Raw genomic sequence first — 26,059 nt, 5'->3', positions numbered from 1 at the left:
AAGCTCACCACGAGCTTTTGTCATGCCCGGAAAGTGAGGACCAGCCCGTGCGCCCCGCCAGCACCGTCCGCCGCAGGCCACGGCTGATCCTGATGACGACCGTGGTCACGGCCGTGCTCGCGGGCTGCACCGCCGGACCGTCGGTACGACCGGCGGTGATCGACAACGACGGCAAGCCCGATCCCGGCTCGTCGACGACGGCGCAGCAGGTACCGCTGCCGCCGCTCACCGAACCGCAGTCGCCGTCGATCAAATGGGAGGACTGCGACGAGGCGACCCGGCAGCGGCTGGGCCGGCCGTCCGTGCCGGACACGCTGAAGTTCTCCTGCGCCAGGGTGCCCACGACGCTCGACGCGCCGGACCTGCCCGGCCGCGGGCTCTCGCGGCTGTCGGTGGTCAAGACCGGGGGCGGGCCGATCCCGCTCGTCGTGGTCAACGACGTCGACGGTGAGCCGGGCTCGCTGTACGCCGCGCGGCTGGCCGCGACGCTGCCGCCCGAGTTCCTGCAGAAGTTCTCGCTGATCGGCGTGGACCGGCGCGGGACCGGGTCGTCCGCGCCGGTGCAGTGCGTCCCGGCGGAGATCCGCACCGACCTGCTCGGCGGCGACCCGGCGGGCGGCGATCTCGAAAGCGTCGTCGACGCGGCGCGCAAGGCGGGTCAGCAGTGCGCCATCGAACTGGACGACTCGCAGGTCGCGATGGACAGCTGGCGGGCCGCGGGCGATCTCGAAGAACTCCGGAAGCAGCTGGGGCTGGACAAACTGCACGCGCTGGGGCGCGGTGACGGTTCGAAGGTCCTCGCCGAATACGCCGTGCGGTTCCCGGCGCAGGTCGGCCGGGTCATGCTCGACGGCCTGCCCGACCCCGCGCCCGACGCCGCCGCCGTGCAGGAGTCCGTCGCCGCGAGCGCGCAGGCCACCCTCGACGCTTTCGGCGCCGACTGCATCGCCAGGGGCTGCCCGATCGGCGACGCCCGTTCGGCCGTGACAGCCGTCGCCGACAGGCTCCGCTCCGCCTCCGCGACGACCACCGACGGCGCGGAGATCACGCCGGGGATCGCGCTGTACGCCGTCTACTCCGGCCTCGCACAGCGCTCACGCTGGGTGGAACTCGCCGAAGCGCTCAAGGTCGCGCAGACCGGCGACGTCACACCGCTGGCCGCTTTCGCCGAACCGGTGCTGAAAGACTCGCGAGCACGGCCGTCGCGACTGGACGGCACGCTCGCGACCAAGTGCAACGACAGCGCGACCCGGCTCTCGGCCGAAGAACTCACCCGCGTGACCACGACCCTGCGCGACAAGTATCCGCAGTTCGGGGTGTTCGCCGCCCAGCAGCTGGCGTGGTGCAGCCCGTGGCCCGTGCGCCGCGAACCGCTCCCGCCCGCCGGCGCCCCCGGTGCCCCGCCGATCCTCGTCGCGGGCACCGCGACCGACCCGGTCACGCCGGAACAGGGCACCGGCCGGGCCGCCGACCAGATGCCGAGCGCGGTGGCGATCACCTGGCAGGGTGCCGGGCACGGCGCGCTGAGCCTCTCCCCCTGCGTCGCCGACGCGACACGGGCCTTCCTGATCGACGGGAAGATCCCCGTCGACGGGACCCTCTGCCCGGCTTGATCACTCGCCGTGTCCGCGTTTTGGGCCTCGGCCGGTCGCCACGCGCGCTATGAAAGGTCCTTTCCTTGCAAATTTTGCAAGGAAAGGACCTTTCATAGCATCGGCCGGGCCCGAAACCACTACTGCCGGTAAGATTCCACTTCGGAGATCGGCCGCGCCGAAGCCCCGTCCGGGTCCTCGTCGAACTCCACCCGCGCCCGCCGCTGCCGCAGCAGGTCCCAGCACTGGTCCAGGTGCTGCTCCACAGTCGCGAGCCGGGACCTGTCGTCCGAGCTCAATCCGGTGCCGACCGCCCGCGCGCGGAGCTCGTGCTCCTCGCTGACCAGTTCGTCGATCCGGCTGAGAATGTCCCCGTCGGCCATGCGGACCTCCTTCTGGATTGCTCCGTCCGAGACGCTACGCGCACTCGAGGGAATGTGCGTCCCACCCGATTCGTTACGCCGGGCATGAGCACTGTGGAGCTGACCGCCGCGAACTTCGACCAGGTCGTATCCGAGAACGACTTCGTGATCATCGACTTCTGGGCGGGCTGGTGCATGCCGTGCCGTCAGTTCGCGCCGACCTACGAAAAGGTGTCGGGCAACCATGACGACATCGTGTTCGCGAGCGTCGACACCGAGGCCGAGCAGCAGCTGGCCGCCGCCTTCGACGTGCGCTCGATCCCCACGCTCGCGGTGATCCGCGACAAGACGGTCATCTACGCGCAGCCGGGCGCGCTCCCGGAGAAGACGCTCGAAGACCTCATCCAGCAGGCGCGCGACATCGACATGGACAAGCTCAAGGAAGAAGCGCAGGAAGCCTGACGCGAAAGAAGGGGCCCTTCGAGACGGATTTCGTCTCGAAGGGCCCCTTTGTACTTCAGCGGAACCGTGCCACCAGGGACCGGGTCAGCCCCGGGTGGCGAGTCCGCGCAGGAAGAACGCCAGGTTCGCCGGGCGTTCCGCCAGCCTGCGCATGAAATAGCCGTACCATTCGTCGCCGTAGGGGACGTAGACACGCATCGTCTTGCCGTCGCCCGCGATCCGGCGCTGCTCCTCGGGACGGATCCCGTACAGCATCTGGAATTCGTGGTCGCCGGGCTTGCGGTCCGCGTCCATGACGAGCTTCTCGGCGATCGCGATCATCCGGGGATCGTGCGAGGCGACCATCGGATAACCCTTGCCCTGCATGAGGATCTTCAGGCAGCGCACATAGGACTTGTCCACTTCGGACTTGTCCTGGAACGCGACCTCTTCGGGCTCGGCGTACGCGCCCTTGCACAGCCGGACGCGGGAACCCTCGCCGGCGAGGTCGCGGCAGTCCTGCTCGGTGCGCCGCAGGTAGGCCTGCAGCACCGCGCCGACCCACGGGTACTCGGTGCGCAGTTCCCGCAGGATGCCCAGCGTCGAGTCGGTGGTGGTGTGGTCCTCCATGTCGAGGGTCACCGTGGCACCGACCGCTTCGGCCGCCGCGCAGATCTTGCGGGCGTTCTCCAGCGCGACCTTCTCGCCCTCGGCGGGCAGGAACTGGCCGACAGCGGACAGCTTCACCGAGACGTCCGCGCCGAACGCGAGGCCGTCGGCCGCCAGCGCGGACAGCAGTTCCTCGTAGGCGCGGACGGTCGTCGCGGCCTGCTCGGCGTCGGTGGTGTCCTCGCCGAGGTGGTCGAGGGTGACCCGGAGGCCGTCATCGGCCAACTCGCGGACCACCCGTGCGGCGTCGGGAGTCCCCGAGCCGGCGACGAACCGGCTCACCACCGATCGGGTGGCGGGAACGACCTCGACCAGCTTGCGCATCCGCCGGGATCGGGCGGCGGCGAGCAACGGGGCACGCAACATCACGAACTCCTGGATCTCAGCCCTGGTGGGGGTAACGGACGCTGGTGGGCGCTACGAACGTCTCCTTGATCGAGCGCGGGCTCGTCCAGCGGAGCAGGTTGAGCACCGAACCGGCCTTGTCGTTGGTGCCCGACGCGCGGGCGCCACCGAACGGCTGCTGACCGACGACAGCGCCGGTCGGCTTGTCGTTGACGTAGAAGTTGCCGGCGGCGAAGCGCAGCGCCTCGGACGCCTTCGCCACGGCGGTGCGGTCGTTGGCGATGACCGCACCGGTGAGCGCGTAGTCGGCGGTCTCGTCGATCAGCTTCAAGACGTTGTCGAAGTCCGCGTCGGTGCCGTCTTCGTAAACGTGGATCGAGAGGATCGGACCGAAGTACTCGGTGCGGAAGATCTCGTGCTTCGGGTTGTCCGAAACCAGGATCGTCGGGCGCACGAAGTAGCCGACGCTGTCGTCCGCGGTACCGCCGGCGATGACCTCGACCTCGGCGTCTTCAGCGGCGCTCTTCAGCACGGCGGCGTGCTTGTCGAAGGCGCGGCGGTCGATCACGGCGCCACCGAAGTTGCTCAGGTCGTTGACGTCGCCATAGGTGATGGCCTCGGTCTCCGAGACCAACTTGTCCTTCAGGCTCGCCCAGAGCGAGCGCGGGACGTAGGCGCGGGACGCGGCCGAGCACTTCTGGCCCTGGTACTCGAAGGCGCCGCGGATCAGCGCGGTGCGCAGGATGTCGACGTCGGCCGACGAGTGCGCGAGCACGAAGTCCTTGCCGCCGGTCTCTCCGACCAGGCGCGGGTACGTGCGGTAGCCGGAGATGTTGGCGCCGACGGTGCCCCACAGGTGCTGGAAGGTCGCGGTGGATCCGGTGAAGTGGATCCCGGCCAGGTCGCGGTGGGTCAGTGCCACGTCGGAGATGGCCTTGCCGTGCCCCGGCAGCAGGTTGATCACGCCCGGCGGCATACCGGCCTCTTCGAGCAGGCGCATCAGCAGGTGCGCGGCGAAGCTCTGCGACGGCGACGGCTTCCACAGCACGACGTTGCCCATCAGCGCGGGCGCGGTCGGCAGGTTGCCGGCGATCGCGGTGAAGTTGAACGGGGTGATGGCATACACGAAGCCCTCGAGCGGGCGGTGCTCCATCCGGTTCCAGATGCCGGGCGAGCTGACCGGCTGCTCGGCGAGGATCTGACGGCCGAAGGCGACGTTGAAGCGCCAGAAGTCGATCAGTTCGCAGGCGGAGTCGATCTCGGCCTGGAAGGCGGTCTTCGACTGGCCGAGCATGGTGGCGGCGTTCATCCGGGCACGCCAGGGGCCTGCCAGCAGGTCGGCGGCACGCAGGATGATCGCGGCGCGGTCGTCGTAGGACAGCGCGCGCCAGCCGGGAGCGGCGGCCTTGGCCGCGGCGATCGCGTCGTGGGTGTCCTGCGCGGTCGCGCTGTGGATGACGCCCAGCACGGCCTTGTGGTTGTGCGGCTGGACGACCTCGATCTTCTCGCCGCCGCCCTTGCGCTGCTCACCACCGATCGTCGCGGTGATGTCGATGGGGTCGGCGCCACCCAGCGACTTGAGCGCGCCCTCGAGTTCAGCGCGCTCGGCGCTACCCGGTGCGTAGTTCAGCACCGGCTCGTTCTTCGGGGCGGGGGTCTGGGTCACGGCGTCCACTGACTGCTCCTGACTTCACGTCGCCGGATAGAGGTCTCACCCCGAACGGTAGACCGGACGGCTCCCCTGCGGCTTGTCCGACTGGCTAGAATCAGGGTGACCATCTTGTCCGATCGGCTTAATTCGGTGATGACCGCGACTACTGAAACAGGCACCGGCGCTTCCTTGCGGCATGTCCTCGCCACGCTCGGGGAACCGCTGGTCAGAGTGCTCGCGGCGCCAGGCGGGCTCGGCGTCCAGGTGGAGGACGTCGTCATCCACGATCCGGAGGATCCGCCCGACGCCCATCCGGGTGATCTCGTCCTGGTGATCGGAGCCCGCGGGCGGTCGGCCGCCGGGGCGATCCGGGCCGCGGGACGCTCCGGCGCGGCCGCCGTCGCGGTCAAGAACGGCATGGCTGTCGTGAACGTCGCGGCCGACGCCGGGATCGCGCTGATCGAGGTCGGCCACGAGGCCCGCTGGGAGCAGGTCGAGGCGCTGGCCAGGGGCGTCGTCGACGCGGCGCGCGCGGGCGGCGAGGCGGACAGCGGCGAGGTGCTGGGCGACCTGTTCTCGCTCGCGCAGACCATCGCGACGCTCACCGGCGGCCTGGTCAGCATCGAGGACACCGCGAGCCGCGTGCTGGCCTATTCGCGGGCGGGCGACGAGGTGGACGAACTGCGCAGGCTGTCGATCCTCGGCCGTGAAGGCCCGGAGCGATACCTCGCGATGCTCCGCGAATGGGGCGTCTACCAGCGGCTTCGCGCCGGGGAAGGCATCGTCCGCATCGACGAGCGGCCCGATCTCGGCATCCGGCGGCGGATCGCGGCCGGGATCCACGCCGGATCGCAGCCGCTGGGCACGATCTGGGTCCAGGAGGGCGCGCATCCGCTCACCGAAAGCGCGGAAGTCGCGTTGCTCGGCGCGAGCCGGGCGCTCGCGCCGCAGCTGATCCGGCACCGGACCCTGCCCAGCCCCGAACTCCGGCTGCGCGAAGACCTGCTGGCGGGGCTGCTCGACGACCGTCTCGACGTCGAATCCGTCGCCGACGACATCGGCGCGGATCCCGGGAAACCGGCCATGGTGCTGGCGTTCTCGCTCCCCCGCGACCGGGCGGCGACCGACCGGCAACTGCGCCGCGCGGAACTGGTGCACCTGATCACCGTGCACACCGCCGCGTACCGGCGGAGCGCGCTGGTGAGCGTGATCGGCGGCCGGGTCTACGCGCTCCTTCCCGACCTCCCCGAGCACGCCGAACCGCGGATCCTGGCGCTGGCCAAGGAGATCGTCGGCACCGCGCAACGGCATCTCGACGTCCGGGTGCGCGCGGCGCTGGGCGGTGTCGTGCCCCGGCTCTCCGACGCGGCGGCCTCGCGTGGCGACGCGGACCGGGTGCTGGCGACGATGGCGCGCGGGCACGGGACCGCGGACGTCGCCTCGCTGGCCGACGTCCGCGCCGAGGTCCTGCTTTCGGAGGTCCTCGCCTTCCTCGGGGAGCAGCCGAGGATCCGCGATCCGCGGCTGACCCAGCTGGTCGCGCACGACGCCGAGCACGGCGGCATCCTGGTGCCCGCGGTGCTCGCCTACCTCGACGCTTTCGGCGACGTCCGGCGCGCGGCGCGCGAGCTGAACATCCACCCGAACACGGTGCGCTACCGGGTGCGCCGCGCCGGCGAGGTGTCCGGGATCGACCTGGACGACCCCGCGCAGCGCGTCCTGACCCAGCTTCTGCTGCGACTCTGAGCCCGATGTCATGAAAGGGGCGTTCAGGACGAAAAACGTCTTGAACGCCCCTTTCATGACACTTCCGGGACGGTCAGGCCAGGGTCAGGCTGAACCGCCGGTTCTGGACGTCCAGCTTGTCCAGCCGCACGGCCACGGCCGCACCCGCGGTGAGCGGGCCGGTTCCGCCGACGGTCGGCAGCAGCCCCTCCATCCCTTGGGCCACTTCGACGAACGCGCCGAACGGCAGCACCCGCGTGACGACACCGTCCAGGACGCCGCCATCGACGTGGGCCACGACGAACTCACGCCAGTTTTCGTTGGGGGACATGCGATTCACCTCCTCTCCGCGCATGGTCCACAACAGAACACTCGCGCGGAGGCGGGCTGCGGGCCCGCCCGGAGATCAAGCGGCGGCCGGGGAACCCGTCCGCTCACGGCACAAGGCCGACCCGGCAGTCATGGCCGTGACGTTAGCAAAGTCACGACACCGCGGCGAGACTCTGCTTTCCGGCGACCTTGAGCATTCCGGCGATTTCGGCCAGCCCGCGATAGGAGTCCAGCCGCTCGGCCTGGTCGAAGGTGCTGGTGGTCACCAGGATCTCGTCGGCGCCGGTTTTGGCGACGAGGTCGGCCAGCCTGCCACCCACTTCGTCCGGGGTGCCGGCGATCTGACCGTCGAGCGCCCGGTCCAGCCGCTCCCGATCGCGTTCCGAAAGCGGCCCGGCGAGGATCTCCTCCACCGGCGACAGCGGCGGGAAGACGCCGTGCGCCCGCGAGTAGACCGTCGACCACGCTTCGGGGACCAGCAGCCGCCGGGCCCGTTCGGCCGTCTCGGCGACCGCGATCGCCGTGGACACCACGACGTACGGCCGCGAAGCCTGCGCGGAAGGGCGGAAACCGGTGCGATAGCCCTCGATGGCTTCGAGCAGCGGGCCCTCACCGCGGACCGGCGCGATCACCAGCGGCAGCCCCAGTTCCGCCGCCAGCCGCGCGCCGGCGCCGGTGGCCAGCAGGAACGCGGGCACGCTCAGCCCTTCCGCGGGGATGGCGTGCACCCCCGGATACGCCGTCTGGTCGCCCGTGAGGAAGCCCAGCAGCTCCCGGACCTGGTCGCCGAAGCGGTCGGCGTCGTCCTTCTCGTGCCCGAGCGCCTGCCGGACCCCGCCGGTGAACCCGACCGACCGGCCCAGCCCCATGTCGATCCGGCCGGGGAAGAGCGATTCGAGCACGCCGAACTGTTCCGCGACCACCAGCGGCCGGTGGTTCGGCAGCATCACGCCGCCGGTGCCGACGCGGATCCGCTCGGTGGACGAGGCGACAGCGGCCGCCAGCACCGTGGGGGCCGATCCGGCGACGCCGGGCACGCTGTGATGTTCGGAGACCCAGAACCGGTGATAGCCCAGCGCTTCGATGTCCCGCGCGAACGCGACCGTGTCCCGCAGTGCGCGGGGCGCGTCGCCCCCGCGACGGGTCGGGGACCGGTCCAGTACCGAAAGCGTGATCACCTCCGGGTCAACGCGTGCGGACCCGGCGGGCATTCCCCGGTCAGGGGCGCCAGCGCTCGCTGTAGTCCGAGTGGTCGGCGAAGGGCAGGGCCAGCAGCCGCAGGGTGAGGCACCAGTTCGTCCCGGCCTCGTCGGCGGGCACATGGCACGTCTCGCACCAGTACTCGTTGCCGTACAGGGGGAACCCCGGGACCTTCTCCGAAACCGTGGTGCGGTGCGCCTGCAGGAGCCGCCGGGTCGCCTCGATCTCGTTGATCATCTGATTGATCGCGTCGAGTTCGATGTCGTTCAGCGAACGGATCTTCTTTTCGATGACGACCTTGGTCTCACCACGATTGAGCGATTCACTGATCTCGGTTTTCTTGACCGCCTGCATGATCAACGCCTGGCGTTGCCCGACACGCGCGGCGAGAAAGGCGATCAAGTCGTCCACAGGTACTCCTTCGTCTCCCCCAGCCTAGTGTTCGGAGGGAACTGTCGCTGGCAGGAAGCTTGCCGTTACGGCAAGGTCCCGTGCGTCACACAGTCTTGTATCGGCCCGCCGCGGAGCGGTAACAGGTTTCTAGATCGACACGAAAGCGCAATCACTCCGCGAGCAAAACGAAGAAGAGACGGATGACGAGCACGAATTGGTCACCGATACCGCACGCGTCGTCACGAAATGCGTTCCCGCTCGTGGCAGGGCTCGCCGTCGCGCTCACTTTGGGCGCGGGCGTCGGCGTGGTGGCGGCCACTTACCCGAGGGCGCTCGGGGCGAACGCGGTGCCGCCGGTCCCCGCGACGGTGACCGTCACGGCGGAAGCCGCGCCCGCGCCGACCGTGACCGTCCCGGCGCCCCCGGTCACTTCGGGACGCGCCGCCGTCGTCACCCCGGCGGACCGGTTCGCCGACGGGACCTATCTGGTCGGCACCGAGGTCGAAGCGGGCTCGTACCGCTCCCCCGGACCGGTGTCCGGCGGCAACGGGCACTGCTACTGGGCGCGGCTGCGCACCGACGGCGTGTCGAAGATCGTGGCCGACCAGCTGACCACCGGCGCCGCCCGGTTCACCACCCGCAAGGGCGAGTACGTGCAGGTCGCGGGCTGCGAGTTTGCCCGGAGCCAGTAGATATACAGTCTTAGTTGCGCAGTTTGAACTGCGGAAGTTAGCCTGCGGGCATGACCGAGAACGCCGCCGCGTCGAGCGCCCGCGCGGCCCACGAGATCCGCTTGGCTTTCAGCAGGCTCCGGCGCCGCCTGCGGGAGAACTACGGCAGCGGCGACCTCACGCCGTCCCAGACGTCCGTACTCAGCAGGCTCGACAAGGACGGCGAAGCGTCGGTCAGCGACCTGGCGGCCATCGAAGGCATCCGGCACCAGTCGGTGGCGACCACGGTCGGTGTCCTGGTCGAGCGGGGACTGGTAACCCGCCGCCCCGACCCCGAGGACGGACGGCGCCAGCTGGTCTTCGTCACCGAGAGCGGCCACGCCTTCCTCGAAGAGCGCCGCCGCGCCGGGGAGGGCTGGCTCGCCCAGGTCCTGGAGACTCGGTGCACCGAGGCGGAACGCCGCACGCTGATCGAAGCGGCGGCGCTCCTGGAACGGGTCGTGCGCCGATGAGCACCGCGACGGAAACGGGCTTCGACCGGCGGCTCCTGCCCCCGATGCTGCTGGGCGCGGCCCTCAACCCGGTCAACTCGTCGATCATCTCCGTGTCGCTGGTGCCGATCGGCGCGGCCTTCGGGGCCCCGCCCGCCGAAACCGCCTGGCTGGTCTCCGCCCTGTACCTGGCCACCGCGATCGGCCAGCCCGTGGTGGGACGGCTCATCGACCTCTTCGGCCCCCGCGACCTCTTCCTGGCGGGCGCCGCGCTGACCGGGATCTCCGGCGTCGTCGGCATGCTCGCCCCCGGCTTCGGCGTGCTCGTCGCCTCCCGGGTCCTCCTCGGTTTCGGCACCTGCGCCGGTTATCCGGCGGCGATGCACCTCATCCGGAGCGAGGCCCGGCGCACCGGGAAGGACAGCCCCGCCGGAGTCCTCACCGCGCTCGCCATCACCACGCAGACCATCGCCGTCGTCGGGCCCAGCCTCGGCGGTCTGCTGATCGGGATCGGCGGCTGGCGCGCCACCCTGGCGATCAACATCCCGCTCGCCCTGGCCGGCCTGTATCTCGGCTTCCGCCGCCTCCCCGCGACACCGGCCACCCGCCGCGACGGCCGCCTCGTCCGCGAACTCGACCTGCCCGGTATGGGCCTGTTCGCCGCGGCCCTCGTCTGCCTGCTGCTGTTCCTGATGGACGTGCGGGGCGGCGACTGGTGGCTGCTCGCCGTGACCGTCGCGGCGGGCGCCGGTTTCACCTGGCGCGAGCTGCGGACCCGGCAGCCGTTCATCGACGTGCGCCTGCTCGGCGGCAACCTGCCGCTACTGGCCACCTACGGCCGGGCCCTGCTCAGCTTCGTCGTCAGCTACGCCTTCCTCTACGGCTACACGCAGTGGATGGAGCAGGGGCACGGGTTGTCCGCGTCGGAAGCCGGGCTGGTGCTGCTTCCGCTGTTCGGCGTCGGGATCATCGCCTCCACCGTCACCGGACGCAGCAAGGCCGTCCGCGGGAAGCTGCTGATCGGCTCGCTCGGGCAGGTCGCCGCGTGTGCCCTGCTGCTGTTCCTGAACGACGGCAGCCCGGTGTGGATGCTGCTGGCCGTCGTGATCGTCCTCGGGGTGCCGCAGGGGCTGAACAACCTCGCGCTGCAAAACTCCGTGTACCACCAGGCCCACGCCGAACGCATGGGCTCGTCGGCCGGGTTGCTGCGCACCTTCGGCTACCTCGGCGCCATCGTCGCGTCCGCGGCCAACGGCGCCTTCTTCGGACGGCGCGCCGACAGTGCCGGGCTGCACCACCTGGCCGCGTTCATGCTGGTGGTCAGTGTGCTGTTCCTCGTCCTGACCGTCGCCGACCGCTCGCTTTCCCGCGTCGGCCGGACCTAAAGCGCGGTGCGGCTGGTCGTGAGTGGTAAGTGTCGTACTAACCCCACTTACCACTCACGACCAACCCAGCCCACTCGGGACCTGCGCCCCCGGGCAGAGACCGCGCCTAAGTGTCGTCGCGCGCTTTGCTGGGCTGGACCCGCTTCGGCTCACCAGGCATTTTCGGGTAGTCCGGCGGATACGGCATCTCGCCGAGGCCGTGGTCGCGCTCGTCCCGCGCGTACCACTCCAGCAGGGTCTCGATGCCGAAAGCCTGCTCGTCCATCGGCGTGTGCAGGTCGCCCCGCTCGGCGTAGAAGGCGCCCGCGGTGAGGACGTCGAAGTCGTCCGGGTCGACCTCGGTCAGCAGATCCCAGGTCAGCGGGGTCGACACGGTGGCACGCGCGGTGCCGCGCACCGACCAGGCCGACGCCACCGTGCGATCGCGCGCGGCCTGGTTGTAGTCGATGAAGACCCGGCCGCCGCGCTCTTCCTTCCACCACGCGATGGTCGCCTTCTCCGGGATCCGGCGCTCGACCTCGCGGCCCAGCGCGATCACCGCGTGCCGGACGTCGATGAAGTCCCACTCCGGCCGGATCCGCACGAGGACGTGCACGCCACGACCGCCCGAGGTCTTCGGGTAGCCGACGAGTCCTGCGGAGTCGAGGACCTCGCGCACCACACCGGCGACCTCGACAGCGTCGGAGAAGCCCGCTTCGTCCGGCGGGTCGACGTCGATGCGGAGTTCGTCCGGATGGTCGACGTCGGGCCTCCGCACCGGCCACGGGTGGAAATCGAAGGTGCCCAGGTTCGCCGCCCAGGCGAACACGGCGGGCTCGGTCGGGCAGACCTCTTCCGCGGTCCGGCCCGACGGGAAGGTGATCTTCGCGGTCTCCACCCATTCCGGCGCGCCCTTCGGCACGCGCTTGGCGTAGAACCACTCGCCCTCGACACCGTCGACGTAGCGCTTCAGCGTCGTCGGCCGCTCACCGATCGCGCGCAGCAGCGGCACACCGACCGCGACGTAGTGCTCCACGACCTGGCGCTTCGTGATCCCCCGGGCCGGGAAGTACACCTTGTCCGGGCTGGACACCCGGACCTTGCGCTCGCCTACTTCGACCTCGATCGGCTCACCGTTCTTGGGCATGCGCCCACCGTAGCCAGTCCGGCACCGGTCAGGGCCGCGGATCGTTCTTCAAAATTGCCATGGTGATGACGTCGTGCCACTCGCCCTCCCACCGCAGCGCTTGCCGCTGGAGCCCCTCCCGGAGGAACCCGGCCTTCTCGTAGGCGCGCTGGGCCCGCGGGTTGTAGTCGAAGACCTCCAGCGAGACGCGGTGCAGGCCGACGACGTCGAACGCGTAGCCCAGCAGCAGCTTGGTCGCCTCCGTGCCGTAGCCCTTGCCGAAGAACTCCGGGCCGTTCAGCGCGATACGGAACGATCCGGAGCGGTTGTCCGCGTCGATTTCGGAGAGCACCACATCGCCGAGGTGTGCGCGGTCTTCCTTGCCGAGGATCGCGTAGTCCGCCCTGTCGTCGAGACCCGGGCGCGCGGCAAGGTACCGGCGGACCTGTTCCTCGGTGAACTTGGTGTGCGTCCCGGTCAGCCGGGTGGTTTCCGGCTCCTGCAGGGCTTTCCACGAGGTCTCGAAGTACGACTCGTCGAGCTGCGTGAGCACGACGGTCTCGCCGGTGAGTTCGGGCTGCGTCCGCAGCGCCTCGGTATCGATCACGGCGAATACCGTACGGTGGACGCAGTGTCCGGCCGTACCAAATTAATCCTCGCGCTCACCGTGCTCGCCCTCTTCGTGACGGCCGCGGCGCTGCTGCCGATCCCGAGCCCTGCCGGGCTGCGGGCCTGGGCCGCCGAAACCGGCCCGGCCACGCCGCTGGTGTTCTTCCTGGTCTATTCGGTCCTCACCGTGGCACCGATCCCGCGCACCGTGTTCAACCTCGCGGGCGGGCTGTTGCTGGGCGCCACGACGGGCATCGTCGTCGGCATCCTGGCGACCACGGTCGCCTCCGGGCTCTCGTTCGCCCTTTCGAGAGCACTCGGCCGCGATCTGGTGACCCGGCACCTGCACCGGGCCAAGGTCCGCGCGGTCAACGACCGCCTTTCGGACGGCGGGGTGCTGGCGATCACCTCCTTACGGCTGATCCCGATGGTGCCCTTCGCTCCGTTCAGTTATCTGTGCGGAGTGTCATCGGTCCGTTTCGCCCCGTATCTGATCGGGACCGCGCTCGGCAGCCTCCCCGGCACGGTCGCGGTCGTCGTCCTCGGGGACGCGCTGACCGGGGAAACCCCTCCCGCCCTGCTGATCTGTTACGCCGTGTTCGCCGCGGCGGGGGCCGTCGGGCTGCTCAAGGTCTTCCGGCGGAAAGCCCGTCCGGAGCCCGAATCGAGCGGCGAGGAAGAACTGCCCGCCTCCGCACCGGCGAGCTGACGGGGAGCCGAATCCGCCGACCGCTACACTCGATCGGGTGCGCGGGACCTTTCAGGCCGCGTAACGCCACCATCACCCGGGATGTGTTCGTCAAAGAATGTGTCAGGAGCAGTCGCCATCGACACCGGTCAGCTGATCGCTGGGCACTACCGCCTGGTCGAGCAAATTGGTAGCGGTGCCATGGGGGTGGTCTGGCGTGCCATCGATGTCCGCCTCGAGCGCTCGGTGGCGGTCAAGCAGATCCTCCCGCAGCCCGGTGTCTCCGAAGCGGAGCGCGACAACATGCGCCAGCGCGCCATGCGCGAGGCGAAGAACGCGGCCCGGTTCCAGCATCCGAACGCGATCGTCGTGTTCGACATCGCCGAGCACGGCGGCGACCCCTGCCTGGTGATGGAGTACCTGAACGGCCCGAGTCTCTCGGCGATCATCTCCGACGAGGGCACGCTGCCGCTGGGCCGCGTCGCGAAGATCGGCGAGCAGGTCGCGTCGGCGCTGGTCGCCGCGCACCGCGCCGGGATCGTGCACCGCGACGTCAAGCCGGGGAACATCCTGATCGACGAGGCCGGCACCGCGAAGATCACCGACTTCGGGATCTCGCGCGCGGCCGGCGACATGACGCTCACCCAGACCGGCCTGATCGGCGGCACCCCCGCCTATCTCGCGCCCGAACTGGCGCGCGGCTCGGATCCGGTGCCCAGCTCCGACGTCTTCGCGCTCGGCGCGACGCTCTACCAGGCCATCGAAGGCCAGACGCCGTACGGGAACAGCTCCAACCAGCTCGCGCTGCTTTACGCGGCCGCGAACGGGCAGATCAACCCGCCGCAGCAGGCGGGCGGCGCGACGGCGCTGCTGATGAGCCTCCTGCGTACCGAACCGACCGAGCGCCCGACCATGGCCGAAGCGCGGGAGCGCCTCGCCGCGCTGGCGGCGAACGAATCCGGCTCGGGCATGGCGGCGTCGCCGCGGCTCTTCGGAGCGGGCGGCGGCAGACAGCCCGCCGTGCCCGACACCCCGGGTCACGGCGTTCCGAGCGGTGACCGGCCGCCGTGGCAACGGACCGACAAACCGGCCCAGTCCACCGCGGCACCTCCCCCGCCCCCCGCCAAGCAGCACACGCCGACGGCCGCGTTCATCCCGATGCGCTCGCAGGCCGCCCCGCCGAACACGCCGCCGCGTCCGGTCGCCGCGGTGACCCCGCCGCCGTCCGCGGCCGCCCCGATGCGGCCGTCCCCGGCCAAGCAGTCCGACGGCAAGCGCAAGGCCGTCCTGTTCGCGGGTGCCGGCGCCGCGGTCGTGGTGATCGCCGTGATCGTGTTCCTGGTGCTGAATTCGGGCAACGGGGCGAGCAACAACCAGGGCGGCGACAACAGCGGGACGAACCCGCTGCCCGGCACCTCGGCGCCCAAGTCGAGCGCCCCGTCGTCCTCGAAGCCGCCCCCGGCGGGCTTGGGGAAGACCGAGAGCGAGAAAGTCACGAACTTCTCCGGCGTCGGTCAGTTCGTCCTCGGCTTCTTCGACACCGGCAAGATCGGGACGACCGAAAGCTGGAACAAGCTCACCGACGCCGCGAAAGCGGTGTACGGCTCGGAGCAGGCTTTCGCCGACTACTGGACCACGCACAAGGTCACCGGCTCCAGGTCGGCGCACGCGGACAGCGGCGGCGGGAACCCCGACGGTTCGATCGACATGAACGTGACGATCAACGACGGCCCTCGCCCGGCACTGCGCGTCGTCCAGGTGGGCGGGCAGTACTTCATCGACGCCGACACGCGAGTACTCGGCAACTGACGCAGCGTGGCGGTGGTGAGACCCGCCTCGCTGGTGGTAGGCCAATCGCCGCTCTTGGCTTACTGTTGCCGGTATGGCCGATAGCGGACCTTTCGGACCTGGCCAGAATCCTCGTTTCGACGAGGACCTGGTAGGCCTCGACCCGTACGACCCCGAAGCCCGTGCCTTCGCCGAGCATCTGGACCGCATCGAACGCTGCGGCCCCAACTTCACCGTGGAAGCCTGTCTCGACGGTGTCTCCGATTTCGCCGACTCCAGCAACCGTCTCGGCGGTCTGCGCTGGTGGATTTCGGCACTGGTCGTGATCCTCATCGTGCTCGGCGTGATGGTCACCGCATGGGACATCATCGGCCGGGCCATCGCGTGGCTCGCGGGGTAACGTGGAACCAGTGAAAGGTATGAAACCCGTTGTCGGAGCCACGCCGCGCGTGGTCAAGTCCGAGCAGGAATGGCGGGAGCAGCTCAGCTCCGACGAGTACGCCGTGCTCCGCCAGGCGGGCACCGAGCGCCCCTTCACCGGGGAGTACACCGACGAGAAGACCACCGGTGTCTACCAGTGCCGCGCCTGTGGCGCCGAGCTGTTCCGCAGCGACACGAAATTCGAGAGCCATTGCGGCTGGCCGTCGTTCTACGACCCCGCCGAAACCGACGCCGTCCTCCTCCGCGAGGACACCGCGATGGGGATGCGCCGGATCGAGGTGCTGTGCAAGTCGTGCCACAGCCACCTCGGGCACGTTTTCGAAGGCGAGGGCTACGCCACGCCGACGGATCAGCGGTACTGCATCAACTCGATCTCGCTGAAGCTCGTTCCCGAGTCCGAGTCGTAACCGAACCCAGCGAACCACCGCCCTCTCCGACGCGTTCTCGTAGTACTGGAACAGCGTCGGGGAGGGCGGTGTTTTGTGAACGAACCCTGGGGAATCTCCGGACCGGCTTTCGCCTGGCTCTACGGTGTCTGCGCCGTACTGCCACTGGCACTCGCCGTGGCGAACGAACTGTGGCTGCGCCGTGACAACGGCGTCAGGACGGTGCCCGGTCTCTACCACCTGGCCGCGCTGGCGGGCGGCACGGAACGGGTCACCGACACCGCCGTCGCAGGTCTGCTCGAACGGCACTCCCTCCGGCCCGACAGCCGAGGGATCCTGCACCCGATCAGGCCGGTCCCTGCCGATCCGTTCGAGCGCGCGGTCGTGTCGCTCGTGCACGGCAGCGGAATCGGCTTGCGCGAGCTGCGCTCCAGGATGGCACGGCACGAGGTCGTCCAGGAGCTGCGCGCCGACCTGCAGCGGAGAGGTCTGCAAGTCGCCGAGAACCGGCGCCGGGCCGGCTGGCAGTGCGCGCTGGCCGTTTACGTCGCCGTCTTCGCGCTGGGCATCGCGCGGCTGGCTCAAGCGGTACCGCTTGAGCGTCCGGCCGACATCCTCGTCTTTTCCCTCGTCTGCGTGGCCGGCGCCCTCGGACTGACCGCGTGGCGGCAAGGGCCGGACCGGTCCGGCCTCGCGACCACCGCGGGCAAACTGGCGCTCGGGTACGGCGACTGGGACCGCGGTCTGGCGAAGACCACGACCGGGCAGGTGGCCCTCTACGGGTTGCAGGCCTTCCCCGACAAGGTCGTGGCGGTCACGCTGATCAAGACCGGCGGAACGAAGGGCAGGTTGTTCTCCAGCACGACGAGCACGTGCGGCGGGAGCGCGTCCTCCTTCGTCGGTTCCTCGTGTGGCGGCGGCTCTTCCTGCGGCGGAAGCGGATCCTCTTGTGGCGGGGGCGGGTGTGGAGGATGACCATGGACCGGCTCGAAACGATCTACCAGGTCGCGTACCTCGCCGACGGCCCCGACCGGGTCACGGACACCGCCGTCGCGGGTGCGCTCGAACGGAAAGCGGCCCGGCTCGACAGTTCCGGTGTCCTGCGCCGAACCTCCGTCAAGCCCGCCGATCCGTTCGTGCTGGCGGTGGTGGAGACCCTGCCCAAAGTGCGGATCGCGCGAGTGCGCGAACCCTTGTGCGACTCGGAACCGATGCACTCGCTGCGGGCGGAACTCCTGGCAGGCGGACTGGTCGTCCCGGCGAATCACTGGCGACGGGCCTGGCACGCCGTAACGCGGCGCGAGGTGTGGGCGACCAAAGCGGGCGAACGGCTGCTTTCCCGGGCGAGGGAAGATCCGCGTCTCGTCACCGGACCCACCCCCCTGACGGTCTAACGGCCGTCGTGGACGGTTCGCCCGGCTGATCGACTGAGGTTCGAGGGAACCACGACCGGACGAACAAGCGTCCGACTACGGTAAGTGCACCTGCTCGTGAAAGGCCCGTGCGATGGAAGACACCTGGGGCATCCCCGGACCCACTTTCCTGGCGATCTACGCCGTCCTTCTGGTGTTTCCGCTGGCCGTCGGTCTTCTGTGGACGATCGCGGTCAAGCTGGGACGCAAGGCGCCGCGCGCCGCCGTGAGCGGACCGCAGCCGACGGTGTACGAACTCGCCTATCTCGCCGGCGGCCCGGACAGGGTGGTCGACACGGCCATCGCGGCCCTGGTCGATCGCGGGACGCTGCGGGTCAGCAGCTCGAAGCAGCTCCAGCTGACGGGCGCCGAGCCCGCGGACCCGATCGAAAGGGCCGTCGCGAAGGGCGCCAAGCCGGGCTACAACGCCACGACCCGCGGCATCCGCGACAGGCTGCGGATGTCCGGGCCGATGCAGGCACTCGCCAAGGATCTGGAGGAGCGGGGGCTCGTGGTCGTCAACCAGGCGCCGCGGATCCGCCGGGTCGTGTTCTTCCTGTACCTCGCCGTGTTCGTCCTCGGCGTGGTGCGCCTGTTCTCCGGGATCTCCGCCGACCACGCCGTCGGTTTCCTGATCCCGCTGCTGATCGCGGCCGGGTTCGCGACGCTGGTCTCCCGTGCGGTCAAGAACAAGGCCGTCGGACCACGCCCGACCGGCGAAGGCAACCGGATTCTCGGCAGTGCCAACAGCGCGCTGGCGCGGGAGCGCAAGCGCGGGATCCCCAACACGCCCGCGATGGGTGGTGTCGCCGGTGGCGCTCTACTGGGCGGCGCCGCGGCGGCGGTCGCGCTCGGCGGGCTCGCCTTCTACCCGGACGAGGAGCTCAGCGCGGCGCTGATCCCGCCGCCGATCCCCGGCGCTTTCGGCGGCGGCGGTTCGTCCGGCGGCGGCAGCACCTGCAGCACGGGTTCCTCGTGCAGCAGCGGAAGTTCCTCCTCCTGCGGCGGTGGCAGTTCCTGCGGTGGCGGCGGCTGCGGTGGCTGACCGGCCGGGCCGCCTCGGGATAGGGATCGGCTGGCGGCACGAGCTGGACCTGTCGATCGCGCGGCTGCCCGGTGTCGACTGGGTCGAGGTCGTGGCCGAGAACCTGCACGCCGGGCATCTTCCCGAGACCTTGATCGCTTTGCGCGACAAGGGAATGCCGGTCCTGCCGCACGCGGTCTCGCTGTCGCTGGGCGGGGCCGACCCACTGGACACCGCGCGCGTCGAGCATCTCGCGGAGGTCACCCGCGAACTCGGCGCGCCGATGGCCAGCGACCACGTGTGTTTCGTGCGCGCGGGCGGCCTCGACTCCGGGCATCTGATGCCGCTCCCCCGCACCCGGGAAGCGCTCGACGTCCTGGTGGACAACGTCAAACTGGCCCAGTCCATCGTGGAGGTCCCGTTCGCGCTGGAGAACATCGCGGCGGTGCTGGAGTGGCCGGACGCGGAGTTCACCGAGTCGGAATTCCTGCGGGAACTGACCGATCGGACCGGTTGCCTGCTGATCATCGACGTCGCCAACCTGTACGCCAACGCCCGTAACCTGGGCACCGATCCCGAACGGTTCCTCGACGAGGTCCCGTGGGAGCGGCTGGCGTACACCCATATGGCGGGCGGTGTCGAACGCGACGGCGTCTACCACGACACGCACGCCCATCCGGTGGTCCCGGAGGTGCTGGACCTGCTGAGGGAGCTCCGGAAGCGTTTCGAGCCGCCGGGTGTCCTGCTGGAACGCGACGACGACTACCCGGCCGACGCCGAACTGGCGGCGGAGCTGGCCGCGCTCCGGGAAGCGGTCTCGCTGTGACCTCGCCCCGGGAGCGGCTCGCCGGGCAGCAGGCCGAGCTGCTCAAGGCGCTCCTCGCCGGCGGCGACGCCCCGGCGGGGTTCGACGCGGACAGGCTCCGCATCGAGGCGAACGTGTTGCGGAACAAGCAAAGCAGGCTGGCCGCGTACCTGCGCCCGGACCTCGCCGAGGCCCTCGGCGAACGGTTCGCCGCGCTGTTCCGCGAGTACGCGACAGCGCGTCCGAAGACCGAAGCGATCCGCGCGCGGGCCTACGCGGACGCTTTCGGCACGTGGCTCGTCGAGCGCGGCGAGGTACCGAAACCGAAGCGCGGGCTCAGCACTTGGGCACCTTGGCGGGGCGGACTTCGCCGTCGTCGCTCATGATCGAGGTCGAGTCGTCGATGTAGCCCGAACCGCCCGAGTACGAGATCTTGTAGAACCCGAACCCGTTGACCTTCTCGTAGCAGGAAACGGTCACCTTGGACAAGGTGGTCAGCGTGCCCACCGGGTCGTTGCTCACCCCGCCGTTCGAGTTGGGCTTCGGCTCCGAGTAGACCGTCGTGTCGCCGTAGTCGCCGATCTTCCCGTCGACCCCGCACGCGCACAGGACCAGCGCGGACGCCGCGATCAAGGTCAGCTTCACAGTCTTTCGTTTCATCCCGCCGAAGTTAGGTCGGGGAGATGAAAATCCGATGAAGCGGCTACCAGACCGCGCGGTCGCTTCCGGGTACGCGCGTCCCCTCCACCCAGAAGGGATTCGAGCCCGGCAGCGTGCCCGCCATCTTGACCCGGGTCAGCCGTCCGAGCGGGCTGTCGGCGTCCTCCAGGAATTCGGCGCCGTCGAAGCCGTCGGGTCCGGCTTCCTTGCGCCCCAAGGAGTTCAGCCACTCCGCGGTCCCAGCGAGTGACGTGCGGACATGCTGACTGCCGCCTTCGGTGGCCGCCCGGCGGACGGCCGTCATGATCGCCGCCGCGGTGAGCCAGCCGGTCGCGTGGTCGAGCGCCTGCACCGGAAGCGGTCCCGGACCGTCGAGCCCGGCGGTCTGGCCGCCTTCGTCGGCGATCCCGGACACCATCTGCACCAGGCTGTCGAACCCGCGCCTGCGCGCCCACGGACCTTCCCAGCCGTAGGCGGACAGGTCCGCGATCACGATCCCCGGCCGGAGCTCGGCGATCGCCTCGGGCGAGAAACCCTTGGCCACCAGCGATCCCGGCCGGAAACCCTGGAGCACGACATCGGCGCGGGCGACCAGCTTGCGCAGCCGCGAACGCCCGGCCTCGGACTCCAGATCGACGTACGCCGAGAGCTTGCCCATCCCGGTGTCGACGGCCAGCGGCGGCACCGTCGGCAACCGGTCCGACCCGATGTGCATGACGGTGGCACCGTGCGCGGCGAGCACGCGGCCCGCGACCGGCCCGGCGATGACGTGGGTCAGGTCCAGGATCCGCACCCCGCCCAGCGGCCGGTCGGATTCGAACAGCCGCACGGGCTCCGACGGCCCGAGCGAGCGGATCTCGGCGACCGGCAGCGCGCTGGAGGCCTGTCCTTGCTTGTGCGCCAGCCATTCCTCGCGACTGCGCAGCACCGCGGCCGCACCGCCGGCGCCGATCACCGCCGACTCGACCTCGAACTTCGACTTGGCCGCGACGACCTTCTCGAACGCCGCACGGGTCGCGGGCACGCCCAAGCCCCAGCACACGGCGGAGACGTGGCGCGGGTAATTGCAGTGCAGCCGCACCCAGCCGTCGTTCGCGCGGTAGTCGCCGGACAGCGGCGCGCTGAACGGCACCGGCTCCCCGTCGACGCGGATGTACTGCTCGCTGTGGAACGACGCCGCGGCGTGCCGGGTGTCGACCGAGACCTCGCCGGGCTCGATTCCCCGCAGCCGCAGCAGTTCCCCGGCGGCCAGCGTCGCCGCGGCGATACTCGTCGTCGCGGCCTCTTCGACCCGGAAGGTCCCGGGCAGCACGGACTCGGGCCCGGTGACCTCGACGGCGTCTTCGGCGAGCTTCTCACCGGTGAGCGTGGTCCAGACGCGGGTGTCCACTGAGGCTTTCACTAGGGAAGCAGGGCGATCAGCTCGGCGGGTTCCACCTTGGTCCCGGTGTAGAACGGGATCTCCTCGCGCACGTGGAGGCGGGCCTCGGTGCCGCGCAGGTGACGCATCAGGTCGACGATGCGGTGCAGTTCGTCGGCCTCGAAGGCCAGGATCCACTCGTAGTCGCCCAGCGCGAACGACGCGACCGTGTTCGCGCGGACGTCCGGGTAGTCGCGGGCTTCCTTGCCGTGGTCGGCGAGCATCTTGCGGCGCTCGTCGTCCGGCAGCAGGTACCACTCGTAGGAGCGCACGAACGGATAGACGCAGATGAACTTGCGGGCCTCTTCACCGGCGAGGAACGCCGGGATGTGGCTCTTGTTGAACTCTGCCGGGCGGTGCAGCGCGACCTGGCTCCACACCGGAACCGAGGCGCGGCCGAGCGGGGTGTGCCGGAAACCGCTGTAGGCCGCCTGGACCTGTTCGATCTCCTCGGCGTGCCACCAGACCATGTAGTCGGCGTCGGCCCGCAGTCCCGAAAGGTCGTAGACACCGCGGACGACGACGCCCTTGGCCTCCAGCGCGTCAAGGTATTCGGTGGTCTCCGCGGTCGCCTGTGCGCGGTCTTCGCCGAGCTTGCCCTGCTCGACCCGGAAGACCGACCAGGCGGTGTAACGGATGCTGTCATTGAGCTCGTTGTAGTTCAGCCGCGCCATACCGCCATCTTGGCACTGCCGGTGCTCAGGAGCCCTCGTGGGTCGGTGTGATCCCGGCGATGCGGCGGGCGGCCGCGCCGGCGGTGGCGATGCAGGCGGGGAGCCCGACGCCGTGCAGTGTCGCGCCCGCCACGGCGAGCCCTCCGACGTCCGCGACGGCGCGCTCGATCCGCTCGACGAGTTCGAGGTGGCCGGTGCCGTACTGCGGGAGCCCGCCGCCCCACCGGGTCACCAGCGTCTCGATCGGCGCGGTGGTGACGCCGGTCAGCCGGGCGAGATCGTCGCGGACCACGCGCACGAGTTCGTCGTCGTCCGCGTGCAGCGCGCCCGGTTCGCCGAAGCGGCCGACAGAGCCGCGCACCAGCACCGGGCCTTCGCCGTACTGCGCCCACTTGCGGGAGGAGAAGGTGAACGCCTTGGCGGCGAACGGCTTCCCGGCCGCGTCCTGCTCCCCCGCGCCGATCAGCACGCCGGACGACTCCGGCAGCGCGGTCCCCGGCGGGAGCGCGAGCGCGACCACCGCCATCGACGCGAGTTCGACCTCCGCGAAAGCCGACGACGCCACTCCCGCGACGCCGTCCAGCAGCCGTCGTGCGGAAGGCGCCGGGACGGCGAGCAGGACGGAGTCGGCGTCGAGGTCGTCGACCTTCCAGCCGGTGGCGGTGCGCACGAGCGCCGTCACCGTGGTCCCGGTCCGGATCTCGGCGCGCGACAGCTCCGCGAGCCGGTGGATCAGCGTGCCGAGACCGCCCAGCAGGGTGCCGAAGACCGGCGCCGTGCTCGGCGAAGCGGGCATGAGCGAGGCGGCGCCTTCGGTGAGCGAACGCGCGCCGCGGTCCACCGCGGACGCGAGACCGGGCATCGTCGCGCGCAGCCCGAGCCCGTCGGCTCCCCCGGCGTAGACCCCGCCCAGCAGCGGGTCGACGAGCCTGTCCACGAGCTCGTCGCCGAAGCGCTCGCGCAGCAGCGGGCCGAGCGGCACGTCACCGGCGGGCAGGTCCACCGGCGGCAGCGACGACTCGGCCTCGACCAGGGCGCGGCCCTTCTCCGACAGCACCCCGGCGATCGCGTCGGCCGAGGCGGGAACGCCCATGACCGTGCCCGGCGGCAGGCCGAGCACGGAGCCGCCGGCGTGGATCTTCGCGCGGGCCTTGGTGGGGTGGACGAGGCTTTCGCCCAGCCCGACCTCGCGGACCAGGGCGAGCGCCTCGGGGCGCCGGGCGAGGAAGGCCTCGGCGCCGACGTCGTAGCGCTCACCGGCGAGTTCGATCGTGCGGAGTTTCCCGCCGAGGGAGTCCGTCGCCTCGAAGACGACGATCCGCGCGTCCTCGCCGAGCAGCGTCCGCAGACGGTAGGCCGCGGTCAGGCCGGAGATACCGCCGCCGACGACGGCGACCGTCTTCACGGCTGAAGCTCGTGCACCAGCCCGACCACGCGCGTCAGGACGTCCGGGTCGACGCCGGGAAGCACCCCGTGGCCGAGGTTGAAGATGTGGCCGTCTGCCGCGCGGCCCTCCGCGAGGATCCGCCGGACCTCCGCTTCGAGCACCGGCCAGGACGCGTGCAGCAGCGCCGGGTCGAGGTTGCCCTGGACGGCCCCGCCGCCGAGCCGACGGACGGCCTCGTCGAGCGGGATGCGCCAGTCGACGCCGACCACGTCGGCGCCCGCGTCGCGCATGGCCACCAGCAGCTCGCCGGTGCCGACGCCGAAGTGGATCCGCGGCACGCCGTAGCCCGCGACCGCGTCCAGCACCTTCGCCGAATGCGGCAGGACGAACTCGCGGTAGTCCCGCTCAGAGAGCGCGCCCGCCCACGAGTCGAACAGCTGGATCGCGTCGGCTCCGGCGTCCAGCTGCGCGGACAGGAAGGTGATCGCCATGTCCGCCAGGCGCCCCGCCAGCTCGTGCCACAGCGCCGGCTCGGAGTGCATGAGCGCCTTGGTGTGCTCGTGGTTGCGGCTCGGCCCGCCCTCGATGAGATAGGAGGCCAGGGTGAACGGCGCGCCCGCGAAGCCGATCAGCGGCGTCTCGCCCAGCGACCCGACCAGCAGCCGGACCCCGTCGGCGACCCGCTCCACCTGCTCCGGGTCCAGCACCGGCAGCGCGCGCACGCCCGCGGCGTCGCGGATCGGCTCGGCGACCACCGGGCCGGTGCCCGCGACGATGTCGATGTCGAGGCCCGCCGCCTTGAGCGGGACGACTATGTCGCTGAAGAGGATGGCCGCGTCGACGCCGTGACGGCGGACCGGCTGGAGCGTGATCTCCGCGAGCATCTCGGGGTCGAAGCACGCGTCGAACATCGAGGTGCCCTCGCGCAGCGCCCGGTACTCGGGCAGCGACCGCCCGGCCTGGCGCATGAACCACACGGGGGTGCGGGCCGGGCGTTCGCCGCGCGCGGCGGCCAGGAACGGCGCGCCGGGCAGGACACGACGGGCCGCGGGAACGGTCTGCGCGGGAGAAGCAGGTGAAGGAGACATCACGGTTCATGGTGCCATGGGCGCTCCAAGGCCTTACTCTCGGCGCGTCTGCGCCCCGAACCGGACTATCGCGTCTTACAGTCGGTTGGTGACCGCGATGACGTCAGTACCCGATCTCTTCCGTGAAGCCGTCGCGGCGTTGCAATCGGTCCGGCCCCGCCCCGAAGTGCAGCTGGAGACGATGCGCCCGCCGCAGCGCCTGGCGCCGTGGTCCTACGCGGTGAGCTGCGAAGTGGAAGGACCGGCGGACGTACTGGCGTCGGGGCGGCTGGTACTGCTGCACGATCCGGACGGCCAGGAAGGCTGGGACGGGGTCCTGCGGCTGGTCATGTACGTCCGCGCGGAACTCGACCGGGAACTGGCGACCGACCCCTTCCTTCCCGCGGTGGGGTGGTCTTGGCTGACCGACGCGCTGGAAAGCTCCGGCGCGGAGTGGACGGCGCTGGGCGGCACGGTCACCGAGACGTCGTCGGCCCGCTTCGGCGACATCTCCGGCCCGTCCCGCACCGATGATCTGGAGCTGCGGGCGTCCTGGACGCCGACGGACGCCGCGCTGCGGTCGCACGGGCAGGCCTTCTGTCAGGTGATGGCGAGTGTCGTGGGGCTGCCGCCGGTCGGCGTGACCCTCTTCGAGCAACGTCAGTCCTCCTGAAGCGCCGCTGATCCGTCCCGACACGCCGGAATCCCACCAATCGAGACATAGCATTCGGGTTATTCTGCGATTCCCGGCCATCTAGCGCCGCTAGGATTGCTGCCGATACTAAAGGTCCCTTGCTCCCGCCCGCGGATCCGTGAAGGCCTCCTTCCCTACCCTCAAAGTAGGGAAGGAGGCCTTCACGGATCGCCGCCCGATGCGCGAAGGATTCGCGAAGCGGTCGAGAGCGCCTTCGCTTACCCCATTCGCGAGGCTCCCAGGGCGTCCGTACGCCACCGAAGGGCGCTTCAGGGCCAGATGGACTAGACCAGCGCCGACCAGCGCGGAGCCGACCACTCGGAGGTCTGGACCACCCCGTTCGTGCTACGCGCAGTGTCACCGTCCGCAACAAGATCAAGTCGACCGGAAACACCCCCGCGGACCCCTCGCGACGCCTCCGGAGCGTTACCGTCACGATCACCCAGCGAAGCGATCATGACCCTCCGCGAAGTTGATCAAGCCCCATGCCGGAGGCGGTTTCCGGCCTCCGGCGTACCCTTCTCCCAGGCTCCCGAGCAGAGGCACCGGCAGGTGCACGACCCATCTGCACAGTCGGATGGACCCCGGTAACCCCAGTGCATCGTGTTCTTTCGGCGATCTGTTAGCCACCGGCTGTGTACTAG

At 70.3% G+C, this 26,059-nt stretch carries 29 protein-coding genes; 16 read left to right on the top strand and 13 right to left on the bottom strand.

Annotation, left to right across the window (positions count from 1 at the left end):
• Positions 1 to 47 precede the first annotated feature (47 nt).
• The gene (locus ACFOSH_RS06215) at positions 48 to 1,613 is read left to right on the top strand and encodes an alpha/beta hydrolase (protein WP_378237716.1); all 1,566 of its coding nucleotides are present in this window, start codon (positions 48 to 50) and stop codon (positions 1,611 to 1,613) included.
• Positions 1,614 to 1,732: 119 nt separating this feature from the next.
• On the opposite strand, the gene ACFOSH_RS06210 is transcribed toward ACFOSH_RS06215, so the two are convergent.
• Positions 1,733 to 1,975, bottom strand: a complete 243-nt coding sequence (locus ACFOSH_RS06210; protein WP_378237715.1) for a DUF2630 family protein — start codon at positions 1,973 to 1,975, stop codon at positions 1,733 to 1,735.
• 84 nt (positions 1,976 to 2,059) lie between these two features.
• Here ACFOSH_RS06210 and ACFOSH_RS06205 point away from each other — a divergent pair, with 84 nt between their 5' ends.
• On the top strand, positions 2,060 to 2,416 hold the full coding sequence (locus ACFOSH_RS06205; protein WP_020637318.1) for a thioredoxin family protein: 357 nt from the start codon (positions 2,060 to 2,062) through the stop codon (positions 2,414 to 2,416).
• Between the two features lie 84 nt (positions 2,417 to 2,500).
• On the opposite strand, the gene ACFOSH_RS06200 is transcribed toward ACFOSH_RS06205, so the two are convergent.
• Positions 2,501 to 3,430 carry a proline dehydrogenase family protein gene (locus ACFOSH_RS06200; protein WP_378237713.1) on the bottom strand — a complete coding sequence of 310 codons (930 nt, stop codon included), beginning with the start codon at positions 3,428 to 3,430 and terminating at the stop codon, positions 2,501 to 2,503.
• 16 nt (positions 3,431 to 3,446) lie between these two features.
• Positions 3,447 to 5,084, bottom strand: a complete 1,638-nt coding sequence (gene pruA / locus ACFOSH_RS06195; protein ID WP_378237712.1) for an L-glutamate gamma-semialdehyde dehydrogenase — start codon at positions 5,082 to 5,084, stop codon at positions 3,447 to 3,449.
• Between the two features lie 129 nt (positions 5,085 to 5,213).
• Here pruA and ACFOSH_RS06190 point away from each other — a divergent pair, with 129 nt between their 5' ends.
• Positions 5,214 to 6,806 carry a PucR family transcriptional regulator gene (locus ACFOSH_RS06190; protein WP_378237711.1) on the top strand — a complete coding sequence of 531 codons (1,593 nt, stop codon included), beginning with the start codon at positions 5,214 to 5,216 and terminating at the stop codon, positions 6,804 to 6,806.
• Between the two features lie 73 nt (positions 6,807 to 6,879).
• Here ACFOSH_RS06190 and ACFOSH_RS06185 read toward each other — a convergent pair whose 3' ends face one another.
• From ACFOSH_RS06185 to ACFOSH_RS06175, 3 genes are all read right to left on the bottom strand, one after another.
• Complete coding sequence (locus ACFOSH_RS06185; protein WP_378237710.1) at positions 6,880 to 7,116, bottom strand: S1 RNA-binding domain-containing protein; 237 nt, start codon at positions 7,114 to 7,116, stop codon at positions 6,880 to 6,882.
• A 151-nt stretch (positions 7,117 to 7,267) separates the two neighbouring features.
• Positions 7,268 to 8,293, bottom strand: a complete 1,026-nt coding sequence (locus tag ACFOSH_RS06180) for an LLM class flavin-dependent oxidoreductase (protein WP_378237709.1) — start codon at positions 8,291 to 8,293, stop codon at positions 7,268 to 7,270.
• 40 nt (positions 8,294 to 8,333) lie between these two features.
• Positions 8,334 to 8,726 (bottom strand): DUF6221 family protein, encoded by a 393-nt coding sequence (locus ACFOSH_RS06175; RefSeq protein ID WP_378237708.1) that lies wholly within the window; start codon positions 8,724 to 8,726, stop codon positions 8,334 to 8,336.
• A gap of 182 nt (positions 8,727 to 8,908) precedes the next feature.
• Here ACFOSH_RS06175 and ACFOSH_RS06170 point away from each other — a divergent pair, with 182 nt between their 5' ends.
• From ACFOSH_RS06170 to ACFOSH_RS06160, 3 genes are read left to right on the top strand one after another with little or no spacing between them, the layout of a single operon-like run.
• The gene (locus tag ACFOSH_RS06170) at positions 8,909 to 9,400 is read left to right on the top strand and encodes a hypothetical protein (RefSeq protein WP_378237707.1); all 492 of its coding nucleotides are present in this window, start codon (positions 8,909 to 8,911) and stop codon (positions 9,398 to 9,400) included.
• Between the two features lie 50 nt (positions 9,401 to 9,450).
• On the top strand, positions 9,451 to 9,891 hold the full coding sequence (locus ACFOSH_RS06165; RefSeq protein WP_378237706.1) for a MarR family winged helix-turn-helix transcriptional regulator: 441 nt from the start codon (positions 9,451 to 9,453) through the stop codon (positions 9,889 to 9,891).
• Positions 9,888 to 11,255 carry an MFS transporter gene (locus ACFOSH_RS06160; RefSeq protein WP_378237705.1) on the top strand — a complete coding sequence of 456 codons (1,368 nt, stop codon included), beginning with the start codon at positions 9,888 to 9,890 and terminating at the stop codon, positions 11,253 to 11,255. The genes ACFOSH_RS06165 and ACFOSH_RS06160 overlap by 4 nt, the downstream gene beginning before the upstream one ends.
• A gap of 106 nt (positions 11,256 to 11,361) precedes the next feature.
• Here the strand turns inward: ACFOSH_RS06160 and ACFOSH_RS06155 are convergent, their stop codons facing one another.
• Together ACFOSH_RS06155 and ACFOSH_RS06150 are read right to left on the bottom strand one after the other, a co-directional pair.
• A complete protein-coding gene (locus ACFOSH_RS06155; RefSeq protein ID WP_378237704.1) occupies positions 11,362 to 12,381 on the bottom strand; it encodes a DNA polymerase domain-containing protein in 1,020 nt (339 codons plus the stop codon).
• 28 nt (positions 12,382 to 12,409) lie between these two features.
• A complete protein-coding gene (locus ACFOSH_RS06150; RefSeq protein WP_378237703.1) occupies positions 12,410 to 12,967 on the bottom strand; it encodes a GNAT family N-acetyltransferase in 558 nt (185 codons plus the stop codon).
• Positions 12,968 to 12,991: 24 nt separating this feature from the next.
• On the opposite strand from ACFOSH_RS06150, the gene ACFOSH_RS06145 reads away from it, so the two are divergent.
• The 9 genes from ACFOSH_RS06145 (at position 12,992) to ACFOSH_RS06105 (ending at position 19,899) form a co-directional block, all read left to right on the top strand.
• Positions 12,992 to 13,678 carry a TVP38/TMEM64 family protein gene (locus ACFOSH_RS06145; protein WP_378237702.1) on the top strand — a complete coding sequence of 229 codons (687 nt, stop codon included), beginning with the start codon at positions 12,992 to 12,994 and terminating at the stop codon, positions 13,676 to 13,678.
• 180 nt (positions 13,679 to 13,858) lie between these two features.
• A complete protein-coding gene (locus ACFOSH_RS06140) occupies positions 13,859 to 15,466 on the top strand; it encodes a serine/threonine-protein kinase (RefSeq protein WP_378237899.1) in 1,608 nt (535 codons plus the stop codon).
• A gap of 73 nt (positions 15,467 to 15,539) precedes the next feature.
• On the top strand, positions 15,540 to 15,845 hold the full coding sequence (locus ACFOSH_RS06135) for a hypothetical protein (protein WP_364038232.1): 306 nt from the start codon (positions 15,540 to 15,542) through the stop codon (positions 15,843 to 15,845).
• A gap of 19 nt (positions 15,846 to 15,864) precedes the next feature.
• Positions 15,865 to 16,293, top strand: a complete 429-nt coding sequence (msrB, locus tag ACFOSH_RS06130) for a peptide-methionine (R)-S-oxide reductase MsrB (protein ID WP_378237701.1) — start codon at positions 15,865 to 15,867, stop codon at positions 16,291 to 16,293.
• A 75-nt stretch (positions 16,294 to 16,368) separates the two neighbouring features.
• On the top strand, positions 16,369 to 17,247 hold the full coding sequence (locus ACFOSH_RS06125) for a TIGR04222 domain-containing membrane protein (protein ID WP_378237700.1): 879 nt from the start codon (positions 16,369 to 16,371) through the stop codon (positions 17,245 to 17,247).
• Between the two features lie 2 nt (positions 17,248 to 17,249).
• Positions 17,250 to 17,666: a TIGR04222 domain-containing membrane protein gene (locus ACFOSH_RS06120; protein WP_378237699.1), complete on the top strand. Its 417-nt coding sequence runs from the start codon at positions 17,250 to 17,252 to the stop codon at positions 17,664 to 17,666.
• Positions 17,667 to 17,778: 112 nt separating this feature from the next.
• Positions 17,779 to 18,729, top strand: coding sequence for a TIGR04222 domain-containing membrane protein (locus tag ACFOSH_RS06115; RefSeq protein ID WP_378237697.1), 951 nt, complete (start codon positions 17,779 to 17,781; stop codon positions 18,727 to 18,729).
• Positions 18,722 to 19,534 (top strand): DUF692 domain-containing protein, encoded by an 813-nt coding sequence (locus tag ACFOSH_RS06110; protein WP_378237695.1) that lies wholly within the window; start codon positions 18,722 to 18,724, stop codon positions 19,532 to 19,534. The genes ACFOSH_RS06115 and ACFOSH_RS06110 overlap by 8 nt, the downstream gene beginning before the upstream one ends.
• The gene (locus ACFOSH_RS06105; RefSeq protein ID WP_378237694.1) at positions 19,531 to 19,899 is read left to right on the top strand and encodes a hypothetical protein; all 369 of its coding nucleotides are present in this window, start codon (positions 19,531 to 19,533) and stop codon (positions 19,897 to 19,899) included. Before ACFOSH_RS06110 ends, ACFOSH_RS06105 begins: the two co-directional genes overlap by 4 nt.
• Here ACFOSH_RS06105 and ACFOSH_RS06100 read toward each other — a convergent pair.
• Genes ACFOSH_RS06100 through hemE form a run of 5 tightly spaced genes read right to left on the bottom strand, consistent with a single transcriptional unit; the run spans position 19,850 to position 24,742 of the window.
• The gene (locus ACFOSH_RS06100) at positions 19,850 to 20,173 is read right to left on the bottom strand and encodes a hypothetical protein (RefSeq protein WP_378237693.1); all 324 of its coding nucleotides are present in this window, start codon (positions 20,171 to 20,173) and stop codon (positions 19,850 to 19,852) included. The genes ACFOSH_RS06105 and ACFOSH_RS06100 overlap by 50 nt on opposite strands.
• Positions 20,174 to 20,216: 43 nt before the next feature.
• A complete protein-coding gene (locus ACFOSH_RS06095) occupies positions 20,217 to 21,563 on the bottom strand; it encodes a CoA transferase (protein ID WP_378237692.1) in 1,347 nt (448 codons plus the stop codon).
• Positions 21,564 to 21,574: 11 nt separating this feature from the next.
• Positions 21,575 to 22,267, bottom strand: coding sequence for a hydrogen peroxide-dependent heme synthase (gene hemQ / locus ACFOSH_RS06090; RefSeq protein WP_378237691.1), 693 nt, complete (start codon positions 22,265 to 22,267; stop codon positions 21,575 to 21,577).
• Positions 22,268 to 22,292: 25 nt separating this feature from the next.
• Positions 22,293 to 23,672 (bottom strand): protoporphyrinogen oxidase, encoded by a 1,380-nt coding sequence (gene hemG, locus ACFOSH_RS06085; protein WP_378237690.1) that lies wholly within the window; start codon positions 23,670 to 23,672, stop codon positions 22,293 to 22,295.
• Entirely contained in the window at positions 23,669 to 24,742 is a 1,074-nt protein-coding gene (gene hemE, locus ACFOSH_RS06080; protein WP_378237689.1) for a uroporphyrinogen decarboxylase, read from the bottom strand. The genes hemG and hemE overlap by 4 nt, the downstream gene beginning before the upstream one ends.
• A gap of 88 nt (positions 24,743 to 24,830) precedes the next feature.
• Here hemE and ACFOSH_RS06075 point away from each other — a divergent pair, with 88 nt between their 5' ends.
• Complete coding sequence (locus ACFOSH_RS06075) at positions 24,831 to 25,394, top strand: DUF3000 domain-containing protein (RefSeq protein WP_378237687.1); 564 nt, start codon at positions 24,831 to 24,833, stop codon at positions 25,392 to 25,394.
• The last annotated feature ends 665 nt before the right edge of the window (positions 25,395 to 26,059 follow it).

This window comes from Amycolatopsis speibonae (genome assembly GCF_042647925.1).
Lineage (GTDB): Bacteria > Actinomycetota > Actinomycetes > Mycobacteriales > Pseudonocardiaceae > Amycolatopsis > Amycolatopsis speibonae.
This window is presented reverse-complemented; position numbering and strand designations above follow the sequence as displayed.

Bases quoted from the DNA above. Each gene is read 5' to 3' on its own strand.
- ACFOSH_RS06210 (WP_378237715.1), bottom strand. From the start codon at position 1,975: ATGGCCGACGGGGACATTCTCAGCCGGATCGACGAACTGGTCAGCGAG.
- ACFOSH_RS06205 (WP_020637318.1), top strand. From the start codon at position 2,060: ATGAGCACTGTGGAGCTGACCGCCGCGAACTTCGACCAGGTCGTATCC.
- ACFOSH_RS06200 (WP_378237713.1), bottom strand. From the start codon at position 3,430: ATGTTGCGTGCCCCGTTGCTCGCCGCCGCCCGATCCCGGCGGATGCGC.
- ACFOSH_RS06190 (WP_378237711.1), top strand. From the start codon at position 5,214: ATGACCGCGACTACTGAAACAGGCACCGGCGCTTCCTTGCGGCATGTC.
- ACFOSH_RS06185 (WP_378237710.1), bottom strand. From the start codon at position 7,116: ATGTCCCCCAACGAAAACTGGCGTGAGTTCGTCGTGGCCCACGTCGAT.
- ACFOSH_RS06170 (WP_378237707.1), top strand. From the start codon at position 8,909: ATGACGAGCACGAATTGGTCACCGATACCGCACGCGTCGTCACGAAAT.
- ACFOSH_RS06165 (WP_378237706.1), top strand. From the start codon at position 9,451: ATGACCGAGAACGCCGCCGCGTCGAGCGCCCGCGCGGCCCACGAGATC.
- ACFOSH_RS06160 (WP_378237705.1), top strand. From the start codon at position 9,888: ATGAGCACCGCGACGGAAACGGGCTTCGACCGGCGGCTCCTGCCCCCG.
- ACFOSH_RS06155 (WP_378237704.1), bottom strand. From the start codon at position 12,381: ATGCCCAAGAACGGTGAGCCGATCGAGGTCGAAGTAGGCGAGCGCAAG.
- ACFOSH_RS06140 (WP_378237899.1), top strand. From the start codon at position 13,859: ATGGGGGTGGTCTGGCGTGCCATCGATGTCCGCCTCGAGCGCTCGGTG.
- ACFOSH_RS06135 (WP_364038232.1), top strand. From the start codon at position 15,540: ATGGCCGATAGCGGACCTTTCGGACCTGGCCAGAATCCTCGTTTCGAC.
- msrB (WP_378237701.1), top strand. From the start codon at position 15,865: ATGAAACCCGTTGTCGGAGCCACGCCGCGCGTGGTCAAGTCCGAGCAG.
- ACFOSH_RS06120 (WP_378237699.1), top strand. From the start codon at position 17,250: ATGGACCGGCTCGAAACGATCTACCAGGTCGCGTACCTCGCCGACGGC.
- ACFOSH_RS06115 (WP_378237697.1), top strand. From the start codon at position 17,779: ATGGAAGACACCTGGGGCATCCCCGGACCCACTTTCCTGGCGATCTAC.
- ACFOSH_RS06100 (WP_378237693.1), bottom strand. From the start codon at position 20,173: ATGAAACGAAAGACTGTGAAGCTGACCTTGATCGCGGCGTCCGCGCTG.
- hemQ (WP_378237691.1), bottom strand. From the start codon at position 22,267: ATGGCGCGGCTGAACTACAACGAGCTCAATGACAGCATCCGTTACACC.
- hemE (WP_378237689.1), bottom strand. From the start codon at position 24,742: ATGTCTCCTTCACCTGCTTCTCCCGCGCAGACCGTTCCCGCGGCCCGT.